Annotated in this window: 12 protein-coding genes; 4 read left to right on the forward strand and 8 right to left on the reverse strand. The window is 44.1% G+C overall.

Annotated elements, in window-relative coordinates; all coding sequences use genetic code 11:
* Positions 1-63 precede the first annotated feature (63 nt).
* A complete protein-coding gene (locus M1D67_RS20780) occupies positions 64-1,254 on the reverse strand; it encodes a class I SAM-dependent rRNA methyltransferase (protein ID WP_025810597.1) in 1,191 nt (396 codons plus the stop codon).
* 142 nt (positions 1,255-1,396) lie between these two features.
* Here M1D67_RS20780 and M1D67_RS20785 point away from each other — a divergent pair, with 142 nt between their 5' ends.
* Positions 1,397-1,777, forward strand: coding sequence for a VOC family protein (locus M1D67_RS20785; RefSeq protein WP_105979501.1), 381 nt, complete (start codon positions 1,397-1,399; stop codon positions 1,775-1,777).
* 30 nt (positions 1,778-1,807) lie between these two features.
* Here M1D67_RS20785 and M1D67_RS20790 read toward each other — a convergent pair whose 3' ends face one another.
* The 4 genes from M1D67_RS20790 to M1D67_RS20805 form a co-directional block, all read right to left on the reverse strand.
* The gene (locus M1D67_RS20790; RefSeq protein ID WP_479831853.1) at positions 1,808-2,746 is read right to left on the reverse strand and encodes a phosphoglycerate dehydrogenase; all 939 of its coding nucleotides are present in this window, start codon (positions 2,744-2,746) and stop codon (positions 1,808-1,810) included.
* Between the two features lie 149 nt (positions 2,747-2,895).
* Positions 2,896-3,759, reverse strand: coding sequence for a glycosyltransferase family 8 protein (locus M1D67_RS20795; RefSeq protein WP_212110872.1), 864 nt, complete (start codon positions 3,757-3,759; stop codon positions 2,896-2,898).
* A 119-nt stretch (positions 3,760-3,878) separates the two neighbouring features.
* Positions 3,879-4,055: a hypothetical protein gene (locus M1D67_RS20800; protein WP_095291354.1), complete on the reverse strand. Its 177-nt coding sequence runs from the start codon at positions 4,053-4,055 to the stop codon at positions 3,879-3,881.
* A complete protein-coding gene (locus tag M1D67_RS20805) occupies positions 4,052-4,222 on the reverse strand; it encodes a hypothetical protein (protein ID WP_023856975.1) in 171 nt (56 codons plus the stop codon). Before M1D67_RS20805 ends, M1D67_RS20800 begins: the two co-directional genes overlap by 4 nt.
* A 310-nt stretch (positions 4,223-4,532) precedes the next feature.
* Between M1D67_RS20805 and ydfH the strand changes: the two genes are divergently transcribed.
* The 3 genes from ydfH to M1D67_RS20820 all read left to right on the forward strand — a co-directional run bounded on the left by ydfH (position 4,533) and on the right by M1D67_RS20820 (position 8,619).
* A complete protein-coding gene (ydfH, locus tag M1D67_RS20810; RefSeq protein WP_105980583.1) occupies positions 4,533-5,696 on the forward strand; it encodes a two-component system sensor histidine kinase YdfH in 1,164 nt (387 codons plus the stop codon).
* On the forward strand, positions 5,689-6,330 hold the full coding sequence (ydfI, locus tag M1D67_RS20815) for a two-component system response regulator YdfI (protein WP_023856973.1): 642 nt from the start codon (positions 5,689-5,691) through the stop codon (positions 6,328-6,330). The genes ydfH and ydfI overlap by 8 nt, the downstream gene beginning before the upstream one ends.
* 114 nt (positions 6,331-6,444) lie before the next feature.
* The gene (locus M1D67_RS20820; protein ID WP_026580290.1) at positions 6,445-8,619 is read left to right on the forward strand and encodes an MMPL family transporter; all 2,175 of its coding nucleotides are present in this window, start codon (positions 6,445-6,447) and stop codon (positions 8,617-8,619) included.
* Positions 8,620-8,782: 163 nt separating this feature from the next.
* Here the strand turns inward: M1D67_RS20820 and M1D67_RS20825 are convergent, their stop codons facing one another.
* The 3 genes from M1D67_RS20825 to dgoD all read right to left on the reverse strand — a co-directional run bounded on the left by M1D67_RS20825 (position 8,783) and on the right by dgoD (position 12,161).
* On the reverse strand, positions 8,783-9,523 hold the full coding sequence (locus tag M1D67_RS20825; protein WP_023856971.1) for a YwaF family protein: 741 nt from the start codon (positions 9,521-9,523) through the stop codon (positions 8,783-8,785).
* Positions 9,524-9,619: 96 nt separating this feature from the next.
* On the reverse strand, positions 9,620-10,951 hold the full coding sequence (locus M1D67_RS20830) for an MFS transporter (RefSeq protein ID WP_105981291.1): 1,332 nt from the start codon (positions 10,949-10,951) through the stop codon (positions 9,620-9,622).
* A gap of 61 nt (positions 10,952-11,012) precedes the next feature.
* On the reverse strand, positions 11,013-12,161 hold the full coding sequence (gene dgoD / locus M1D67_RS20835) for a galactonate dehydratase (RefSeq protein ID WP_023856969.1): 1,149 nt from the start codon (positions 12,159-12,161) through the stop codon (positions 11,013-11,015).
* Between the last annotated feature and the right edge of the window lie 8 nt (positions 12,162-12,169).

Genomic DNA, 12,169 nt, shown 5'->3' on the forward strand with positions numbered 1-12,169 from the left:
ATATACATGAATAATTGATCGACAGGTATTGTTTTTATCGCAAAATTTTTCCCCAGCCTTACATTAACGGCGGCGGATCCGCAAAAAGACAACTTTTAAATAATCGCCTTCAGGATAGCTTTTCACCGTTTTGAAATCTTCGGGAAGCGAATGCTCCTCAAGCATTGTAAAGCGCGTCCCCGTTTCTTTGCATGCCGCTTCGATAAAACCTTTGAATTTTTTCATCCCAAAAGCGCTGCTGTTCGTTGAAGCGACGATCACACCTTGATCTTTAGTGATCCGAATCGCGTCTTTCAACAGATTTTTATAATCCTTTGCCGCGCTGAATGTATGCTTTTTTGTTCTCGCAAATGAAGGCGGATCGAGGATGACGAGGTCAAAGGCGAGTTCTTTTTTGGCCGCGTATTGAAAATATTTAAAAACGTCCATGACTTTAATATCATGAGCTTCATAATCCAGCCCGTTCACGCTGAATTGTTCGATCGTCCTGCTTAAACTGCGGTTTGCAACATCAACGCTCGTCGTTTTTTCAGCGCCTCCAAGCGCCGCCGCCACAGAAAATGCACCTGTATATGAGAAGGTGTTGAGCACGGTTTTTCCTTCCGCATACCGGTCCCTAACCGCCTTGCGGACATGGCGCTGATCGAGAAAAACGCCTGTCATCGCACCGTCATTGAGGTAAACGGCAAAATGTATGCCGTTCTCTTTCACAATGATCGGAAATTCCCCTCTCTCTCCTCTGACAAAGTCGTCATCTTCTACATACTGCCCGGCCGTATTAAACCGTTTTTTCTCATATACGGCTTTATAGTCTGTCAATTCATCGAGGGCTTCCATAATCGCTTCCTTAAACGTATAAATCCCTTTGCTGTACCATTGGAACAAATAGTAGCCGTCATAATAATCAATCGTAAAGCCGCCGATTCCGTCGCCTTCCCCGTTAAACAAACGAAAAGCGGTCGTATCCGGGTCTTGAAAAAGCGATTTTCTGGCCTGAAAGGCGTTCGCCAGCCTGCTTAAAAAGAATGATTGATCAATTGATTCCTCTTCGTTTCGGGTCAGAATCCAGCCGATCCCTTTGTTTTGCTCGCCATAGTAGCCCTTTCCCAAAAACGTGCCGTTTTCATCGGCAACCCTGATCAGCGAACCTTCTTTTATGCCGTTTTCTTGCGAAGAAACAGCTTCTTTTTCAATTAAGGGATAGCCCTTTTTCATTTTTGCAGCGAATGGATGTTTTATTTTTAATGTATGCATTTGATTTCAGTCCTTATTTTAAAGTCTTCTCTATCCTACCATAACGCCTGATCAATATTCTTATTCATCATTTAATCGAGATAATTGACAGATGATTCCGACCTTTCTAAAATGATGGAGAAACAAAAGGAGGAATGGCGTAATGGCGCGAATTGACCACGTAGGACTGATGGTGAAAAACATTGATGCTTCGATCACATTCTACCAAAATGTGATCGGAATGACGCTGAAAGGCAGAATGACCCATACAAACGGCATCATGAAGCTGGCTTTTTTAGGCTTTGAGAACAGAGACGAGACAGAGCTTGAATTGATCGAGGGATATAACGACAGTCTTCCTCAGGAAGGAAAAGTACATCATTTTGCCGTCTCAACCGATGATATCGAGGCTGAATTCGCCCGCGTAAAAAGCGCCGGCATCAAGCTGATGGAAGACGAGATCACCGTATTGCCAAACGGCTTCCGCTATTTTTTTCTTTTTGGGCCCGAAGGAGAAATAATTGAGTTTTTTCAAAGAACATAACCGGATGCGGCTTTTCGCCGTTTCCGGTCTTTATGAAACGCGGAAAGCCGGCGGCTGTTTTTCGATAAACCTTTTGATGTTTTGATATGTCACCTCTTCGATGCGCCTGATGCTCTCATACGTAGCGCCGCCGATATGCGCCGTGCATATGACATTGCCGAGACTAGTGATCCGGGCGGCCGGCGGTTCGGTTTCAAAGACGTCCAATGCTGCACCTCTGATCTGTTTTTGTTCAAGCGCTTGAATGAGCGCGCTTTCGTCTACCACTTCTCCGCGGGCAATGTTGACCAGGTACGCGGTTTTCTTCATTTTTGCCAGCTTTTCTTGATTGATCAAATGATAGGTGGCAGGTCTTAATGACGTGCTGATACATACAAAGTCAGATTTTCCCAGGATATCGTCAAGCTCTGCAAACCGTACATTCAGCCGTTTGGCTGCATTGTAGTCTTTGTATGTGCCGTACGCCAAAACGTTCATATGAAACCCGGAAGCCCGTCTTGCAACCTTTTTGCCAATTTCCCCAAAACCGATAAGCCCCAGCGTTTTTCCATCGAGCTCATAGCCCATCTCGGATTGCCACAAACCGGCTTTGACTGCGGCGTTTGACTGCGGGATCGAACGGGCGCCAGACAGCAGAAGGCCGAATGCCAAATCGGCGACTGCCGAGGCGTTTTGGCCGGGTGCATTCGTGACGAGGATTCCTTTTTCGCTTGCATATTCTACATCAATATTGTCGATTCCCGCACCGAATTTCATGATATATCTTAGTTCCGGGGCGGCGTCGATCAGCTCCCGGTCCACTTTTTCAACGCCGGCGATATAAATATGAACATCCTTGATATGAGTCAGTAAATCCTGTCTCGTCAACCGATTGGAATCCAAAAATGCAAATTCGGCGCCGAGCCGTTCGACCCTTTCCTTCAACAGCGGCGCTGCGCGGTAAAACAGTCCGTTAAGTGTCAACAGCACTTTAACCAAAAGCGCTCCTCCATTCGTCAAAAATTTTTGCAGCCAAGAAAAATGCTTGTTTCCAAAAGGAAACAAGCGAATATGGGGATACGTCAGGGTTTGTTGTCATTATATCGATTCATCCTGCGATTTAAAATGAGATTGGCATGTTAGCTGACATGGTTTTTAGACAATTTGGCCGGCTGGTTAAAGGCTGTGGACTGCAAATACTTAAAATATTGACGGGCGTACGGGTGTGAGGTGTTTGAATTCCAAGGCTTGTTTCCGCCGCAGAAATGAACGATTGCCGGGTTTGCCCTTGTTTCCATATAGCGCTTTTGATCGATGAGGGAAGCCGGCGTTTTTTCTTTTAAAATAATGTGTGTTTGGGCGTTCCACCTCGGATGAAGTTCGAGCCACTGATCATAAAGAATCGCATTCAACGCGTCTTGGTCATGAAACATAAACATGTCTTCATCGTTGTTATTGATGAAGTCGATGACTTTTTTCGAAATGTTGTTTTTTCTCCAGGCTTCCATATCGATGATCATGATACCTGAGTTAAAATATTTTGCTTCGTCGCTGATGTTCATCTTTTTCAGCCGTTCATGCTGGCCTGCATCTTCTACTGCCGCTGCGAAATAAGGTGAAATGTCCTTGTCCCACAACTTCGATATATCCTCTAACACTAAGGCGTCGCAATCGACATAGATCATTCGTTTGACGGAATCGTCATCAATCAGATCGGGGATGGAAATCCGATAGTATGCCGCTTTTGTAATATGGCTGCTTTCGACCGCACGGTCATACTGGCTTTTTTCTACATTCAGAAATGTAATGGGGGCTCCGAATTGAAGGGTCGTCTCTTCCAGACGCTTTTTATTTTCCGGTTCAATCCCTCCGTCGATGACATACAGTTTCACATCGCGCGTCTGATCCATATTCGTCAGCAATGATGCGAACATCACGCTTAAATGCTGTGCGTAGTTATTGTCTGTACATGAAATAATATGCATGGTTCGGTCGCTTTTCATATGTCTTCCATCTCCTTTTCTTTTTTTGTTCTATTCCCTTTTTTAAAAAAATAAACACCGTCGATAGGCTGAAAAAAAAGGATCATGCAAGATCCTCTGATTGTATGGCGTCTATTTCACTATCTTTTGGCAAAAAGCTTCTTTGAATAAAAGTAAGGGTAGCCAATAATGATGATTGGAGCTGCTAATGTAAGGAGCATCCATGAGCCTGAGTGAATGTCTCTAATGACTCCAATAAATATACAAGTACCGATGAGAAAATATAATAAAGCACCTAAAAACCAATACATATTCATTCCCCTTTTTCTTTACACATGTTCTTGGATTGACTATTTTTGTTTCTATGTTTGTCTGTTTTTTCGTTCGTATTGCTTAATCGATCAGGGCACTGATTTTTTGACACTTTCTCAGTTCTGATTCCTTTTCTTTTTAATGATAAAATTGTGAGATCAATCGATTTCAATGTTGATCATTCCTTTAATAAATAGTGAGTTCCTCATGATTTTAAATGTAAATTTGAAAAGATAAAACGTACATAAAGGCAGAACGCTTATGTACGTTTGGGCAATGATCATATGTTTGGGAACATCTAATGGTTCACTGCACCTCGGTATTGTTGTGTTCTTTCTCTTCCTATAAAATGATTGGATAAATGTATGTTCACGTTCAATAAATTACATGAATCTCTGTTCGGTTAAACTGTTAAAGGAAGTGGATGAGGTTTGAATCCTTTTAAAGAAAAGCATTACTCACATGATAGACGGGCATTAAATATGCTTGCGCTCAGAGTGCCGGGCCTGGCTTTTATTCTCATGATCTATGTAGCCTCTGTCGTGCTGCAATTTATTATTGGGAGCTGGTCCATTTTATTGCTTAACGTGTTTACAGTATTGACCGCCATTTTTGCTTTGCTGCATTGGCATTCATATCGCTGGGTTAAGAAAAGGGTCATTCTATATTTTGTGCTGCAAGGTTTGATCACTTTTACACTGGCTAATATCATGACTGGCTTCTTAGTGCTGGTCATCATCGGCCTTTATGCATTTTTGATTGGACAGATTGCAGGAATAGCAGACAGAAGAAGGACTTTCCTCATACTGTATTTACTGCTTCTGCTGTCAATCAATGCAACACATCAGATTCACAAAGGTGATTATTTGCATTTTCTTGTCATTGCCGTACCTATTATGATCGTGATTATTACTTATGCCGCTACATTATTTGCCCAAGTCGATGAAAAGATAAAAGCTCAGCTGACTCTTGAACGGCTGGAGCTGGCTCATCAGCAGGTCGAACAGCTGACGCTGCAAAACGAAAGGCAGCGTATGGCCCGGGACTTACACGATACGCTTGCTCAAGGGCTGGTCAGTTTAAATATGCAGCTCGATGCTATTCATGTTCATCTCGCCAAAGGCAACACAGAGAGAGCAATAGAAATCATTCAACAATCAATGAAAAGAGTGAGAGGTACATTGGCCGACGCGCGTTCAGCGATTGACGATCTGCGCAGCAAAGCAGAGGAAATCGGTTTTCTAAAAGAAAGAATTACCTCACTAATGGATCATTTTCAAGAGTCGACAGGCATGGGTGGTTTTTTAGACTACCGATTACATCAGATATTAGACGTTCGTACAGCTGAAAACTGTTATTACATCATTGGAGAATGCATAACGAATGCAGCAAAGCACGCTGAAGCAGAAACGATATCGGTATCCATTTGGGATGATGATAAGGGGAGGCTCCATTTAACTGTCAAGGACAATGGCAAAGGATTTGATGTTGAAAAGAGCAAGAAAAAGAGAGGACATTACGGGCTTCTCGGCATAGAAGAACGCGTCAGAGCCATGAAAGGCCAATTTAATATAAAGAGTACAAAATCAAAAGGAACACAAATTGAGATCACAGTACCAATTCAGGGAGAGATGCAAGATGAATAAGGTTTTAATCGTTGATGACCATCTTGTCGTGAGGGAAGGTCTGAAGCTTTTAATTGAAACGAATGATCATTACACCATCATAGGAGAGGCCGAAAATGGCAAAGCGGCAGTCCGTCTTGCAGATGAATTAAAACCGGATATCATTCTCATGGATTTGTATATGCCGGAGATGAGCGGGTTAGAAGCCATTAAACAAATAAAAGAAAATCATGACATCCCTATCATTATTTTGACTACTTATAATGAAGATCACTTAATGATCGAAGGAATTGAATTAGGGGCGAAAGGATATCTATTGAAGGATACGAGTTCAGAAACCCTTTTTCATACAATGGATGCAGCAATAAGAGGAAACGTGCTGTTGCAGCCTGAAATCTTAAAACGTCTGCAAGAAATCCAATTGGAGCGGATGAAAAAACAGAGCAGTGATACTCAGCTGACAGAAAAGGAAGTCATTGTTCTAAAAGCAATTGCTAAAGGTCTTAAAAGCAAAGCGATCGCCTTTGATTTGGGCGTCTCTGAGAGAACAGTAAAGTCCAGGTTAACGTCCATTTACAATAAATTAGGCGCGAATTCAAGAACTGAAGCCGTAACGATTGCCATGCAAAGAGGCATTCTGACATTAGACAAATAACATCAAATTTGAAATTTGCCCAAACGTACATACCCGAATGTACGTTTTTTTTATTTCATTGTCCACTACAATGAGGAGGAATATGATCAAGCAATGTGTTGAAAGGAGATTATCATGTCAAAAATGTTATATAAATTAGGAGGATGGGTTGCTCGCCATCGCATAAAAGTTATATGCGCGTGGATCGTTGTGTTAGTTGCTTCGATAGGGCTTGCCATTACGTTAAAACCAAGTTTTTCTGAGGATATGTCCATACCTGACACACCTTCGGAAAAAGCGATGGATGTCATTCAAAAAGAATTTCCTCACGGCCCTGATAAAGGGAGCATACGGGTGATTTTCGGTGCTGAAGATGGAGAGAAACTTACTGCAGAGTCAGCCAAAAAAGCAATAGAAAATACGTTAAAGGAAATCGATAAAGATGGTTCTGTTGACTCGATTGCAAGTCCTTTTGTGACAGGAACAATCGCGAAAGACGGCACAGTTGCCTATGCTGATATCAAGTATAAATCATCAGCAGATGATATAAAGGATTACTCTATCAAACACTTAAAAGACAGTTTGAAAATGGCTGATTATGAGGGACTGCAAGCTGAGCTGAGCGGTGATGTACCGGGAGCCGAGATGGAGATAGGCGGTATCTCTGAAATTGTCGGCATTATCCTGGCCTTTGTAGTGTTAGCCATTACATTCGGCTCTTTATTAATAGCAGGCTTACCGATTTTAACTGCACTGATTGGATTAGGTGTTAGTATTGGACTTGTTTTGATTGGAACACAAGTTTTCGATATTGCTTCCGTCAGTCTTTCATTAGCCGGAATGATTGGCCTTGCTGTTGGGATTGATTATGCTTTATTTATTTTTACGAAGCACCGTCAGTTTCTAGGCGAAGGCATACAAAAGAATGAATCTATTGCCAGAGCTACCGGAACAGCTGGGAGTGCAGTCGTTTTTGCCGGACTTACTGTTATTGTCGCACTTTGCGGATTGACGGTTGTTAACATTCCTTTTATGTCTGCAATGGGGCTGACAGCAGGGCTTAGTGTATTGTTAGCTGTTCTCGCCTCAATCACGCTTGTTCCTGCCGTCTTATCGATAGCGGGGAAACGGATGGTTCCGAAATCAAACAAGAAAAAAGATAAACAAAGCGCTGAAACAAATGTCTGGGGACGCTTTGTCACAAAAAACCCTATCATGCTAAGTGTATGCAGCATTCTGATTTTGCTCGTCATTAGTATTCCATCTGTGCATTTGGAACTGGGTTTGCCTGATGCAGGGATGAAAGCGAAGGATAATCCGGAACGCCGGGCATATGACTTGCTTGCCGACGGTTTTGGAGAAGGATTTAATGGTCAATTAACAATCGTAGCGGATGCTACAAGTGTGACAGAAAATAAGGTGGAAGCCTTCACAGATGCAGTGAAAGAAATAAAGGAACTAGACCATGTAGCGAGTGTCACTCCTGCAATGCCTAATAAAGAAGGGAACTTTGCTATCATTACGGTCGTTCCTGAAACAGGTCCAAATGATGTGGCAACGAAGGATTTGGTAAAGGAAGTACGCAGCTTATCAGATAAAAACGGGGTAGATTTGCTCGTTACTGGATCGACTGCCGTGAATATTGATATTTCAGATCGCCTGAATGATGCGATACCGGTGTTTGCTGTGCTCATTGTTGGTTTTGCGTTTGTATTGCTGACAATCGTATTCCGTTCGCTGCTTGTGCCTCTTGTTGCTGTTGCTGGTTTCGTATTGACAATGACTGCCACTCTTGGGATCTGTGTATTTGTTTTACAAGACGGGAATCTCATCGACTTTTTCAAAATACCAGAAAAAGGGCCGATACTCGCGTTCTTGCCGATTTTATCTATTGGAATTCTGTTTGGATTAGCCATGGATTATCAAGTATTCCTTGTCAGCAGAATGCGTGAAGAATATGTGAAAACAAAGAATCCAGTACAAGCCATTCAAGCCGGATTAAAACACAGCGGTCCTGTTGTCACCGCAGCCGGCCTGATCATGATCTTCGTTTTTGCAGGATTTATCTTTGCTGGAGAAGCTTCTATTAAAGCCAACGGGTTGGCTCTTTCCTTTGGTGTGCTCTTTGATGCCTTTATTGTACGAATGACACTGATTCCAAGTGTCATGAAACTGATGGGGAATGCAGCCTGGTACTTGCCAAAATGGCTGGACAAGATTATTCCGAATGTGGACATAGAAGGGCATCAACTCACGAAGGAAATACAGCCAGAAATAGATTATGAACAAAAGAAACAAATCAGTATGTAATAGAAAGCAGATCTTTTACGAGATCTGCTTTTTTCTTCATATTCCTGATCACGGTGTGAATGATTAGTTAAAAAGGAGACACTCATGGCGCAATCACTCATTTTGATTTTTTAAATTCTCTTGGCCAATGGAATACGGCCGAACCTATTCAGAAATACAGGAATCATGCAAGATCCTTTTTTTCTTTCACCTTCCTGGCGATCCAAAACGGCAGATAGAGAAGATAGAAGAAGACGATCGTGACCGCTTCCGCTGATAAAAGATACCATGGCCACGGCCCGAGCACGTCTAACAGCGAAGCTCCGCCGCCCGGCTTTTTCATCATGTACATATAGTTCGACTTCAGCAAACGGTTGATTAAAAAGATGAATGCCCCATAAATATTGACGAGAAGAAACGTGACCCAGAGAGAGCGCACGGTCGGCTTATACTTCTCGGCTGCAATCATCAGAAGGCAGGCCAGTACGACGATTCCGTGGGAAATGAAAAATTCAAAAAAGCGGAAATGAGGAAAGCCGTACCTTCCCAAGTCAGGCGTCAGAATCGCTTGCAAAGCGCTCCCCAAACCGGCAAAATAAAGAAATTTAAACAAGGTGAGGTTTTTCGTTAATAACAGAATGATGACAAGATAAACCGAAAGGTCGCTGAGGTGAAGCGGCAAACAATAACGCGGCGTCCAGGAATTTACATAGATAAACCAGGAGTGGTAGCTGATTTCAGAAATCAATAAAACCGCCACAAACGCATAGCGAAGCATCCGGTTCCACCGCGGTTTTTGCAGCGTCTTGCGAAAGACGAACAAACAAACACCGAGCGCTGCAAGCACCAGCAAAGTCAGTATATGAGATGTTGAAAAAAATTGAAACGAGCCGAGTTGATAATCTTTTTGAAAATATGTCTTCATCCTGAACACCCTGTCGTCAAAAATATTTTAGCGTTATTTTGTGACAAACCATGATCTATTATTCAAAAAGGCCGCCGAATGTCCGGCAGCCGGGTGTCACATAGAAATAGAATCGTTTTCTTTTATATTATCATTGACCTGAATCCGTTCAACCTTTCCGACAAGAAAGATGTAGGAAAGGGCTCCCAGAAGGGCAAGGGTGCCGATAAAGACGAGGGCGGGCGCAAAGCTTCCCCCGTTTGCGAGAAAGCCGATGACAATCGGAACGATAACGGAAGCGAGGCTGCCGACAAAATTAAATACTCCGCCGGTCAGTCCGATCAAATGCTTAGGCGCTAAAGACGATACCAGCACCCATGTAATGGAGGCCAGACCGTTTCCAAAAAAGGCAAGCGTCATAAATAAAATGATCAGTGATGTCTGATCGACATAATTGGCACCGATAATGGAAATAGACAGGATCAATCCGGTAATAATCGGTGTTTTGCGGGCAACCCCGGCCGATACGCCCCTTTTGATCAGAAAGTCGGACAGGAAGCCGGACAACAGAACACCGATGAACGCCGCAAGAAACGGAAGCGAGGCGAGAAAACCGGATTGGAGAAAATCAAGGCCTCTATATTTTACAAGGTATGTCGGAAACCATGTCAGAAAAAACCATAAAGTCGAATTAACGGCGAACTGTCCAATATATATACCCCACAGCTTGCGATGAGCGGTCACTTGTTTGAAATGCTTCCAATTAAATGCCGATTTTTCCTTTTCGGAAGTCCGGCCGCGGCGGACGATCCCCCCGCCTTTTTCTATATGATCAAGTTCAGCCTTATTTACCTTTGGATGACGGTCGGGATCACGGTAAAAAATATACCAGATAAGGCCCCAGATGATGCCGATCACCCCAGTTACGATGAACAGGCCGCGCCAGCCGACGACATGCTGGATGGCGCTGAGCGCCGGCGTTAAAAACGCAAGGCCGGCAAATTGCCCCGACGTATAAAACGCAATGGCTGAAGCCCTTTCCTGTTCAGGGAACCATGAAGTCACCACCCGGTTATTGGTCGGAAAAGCCGGCGCTTCAAACGCCCCCGTCGCAAGACGCAACCCGAATAGAGAACCGAAGCCGCGGACAAACCCCTGAAGCAATGTTGCGAGCGACCAAGTAACCAAGGTAAAACCGTAGACAAGCCTCGGGCCAAACCGATCGACAAGCCCGCCTCCCGGTATTTGCAGGGCGCAGTATGCCCAGCCGAAAGCGGAAAAAATCAAACCCAGTTGAACGGCAGACAAGTTTAAATCGTCTCCAATTGCAGAAGCTGCGACTGAGATATTGCTTCGATCCATATAATTGATCACGACACATACAAAAATAAACAGCAGTACCCGCACTCTAACCTTTGTCGGCTTCTCTTTTACAGCAGCTTGTTTCATGACAGGCCCTCTCCTTTTATTTGTTTGTAATGACGGACATCTTTTGAAAACGGTATCATTTTTACCATTCAGCTATGCTTCCGTCCTTGTGCCGCCATACCGGATTGCGCCAGTTATGCCCGATATCAGCCATTTTCCGGACATGATCTTCATTGATGTCCACCCCAAGGCCCGGGCCATCCGGAATCCGGACATAGCCGTCTTCATAGAAAAACACCTTTTGATCCACGATATAATCAAGCAAATCCGTGCCTTTGTTGTAATGGATTCCTAAGCTTTGTTCCTGTATAAATGCATTGTGGCACGTTGCATCAACCTGAAGGCAGGCCGCCAGAGCGATCGGGCCCAGCGGACAGTGAGGAGCGGCGGCGACATCAAATGCTTCCGCCATCGACAGGATCTTTTTGCATTCGGTAATTCCGCCGGCGTGTGACAAGTCAGGCTGAATAATATCGACATAGCCGTCAGTCAGCAGATCTTTAAACTGCCACTTTGAAAACATTCGTTCTCCGGTCGCAATCGGAATTGAGACGAGGCTGGCGATATCGCGGAGCGCCTCGTTGTTTTCCGGCAGAACAGGCTCTTCTATAAACATCGGGCGAAACGGTTCAAGCTCTTTTGCCAAAATCTTCGCCATCGGCTTGTGCACCCTGCCGTGAAAGTCGATGCCGATTCCAATGTACGGGCCGACAGCTTCTCTGACGGCTGATATTCTTTCAATCACCTGATCGATTTTTTCATGTGAATCAATGTATTGCAGCTCTTCCGTGCCGTTCATTTTGACGGCTGTAAAGCCTTGGTCAACCACCTCCTTGGCAGCGAGGCCGACGTCTTGAGGCCTGTCTCCGCCAATCCAGGAATAGACCTTGATCGATTCCCTGCTCTTCCCTCCGAGCAGCTGATGCACGGGCGCATTGTAAAACTTGCCCTTAATGTCCCAAAGCGCTTGATCGATTCCTGCAATCGCGCTCATCAGAATGGGTCCGCCCCGATAAAACCCGCCTCTGTACATGACATTCCAGTGGTCTTCAATGTTCATCGGGTCTTTGCCGATTAAATATTCCATTAACTCGCCGACAGCCGCCTTAACTGTCGCCGCCTTTCCCTCGATTACCGGCTCTCCCCACCCTGTAATGCCTTCATCCGTTTCGATTTTTAAGAAAAGCCAGCGCGGTGGAATTTGGAAACACTCGAATCCCGTTATTTTCATCTCTGATC

The sequence above is a fragment of the Bacillus sp. PK6-025 genome (assembly GCF_056530265.1).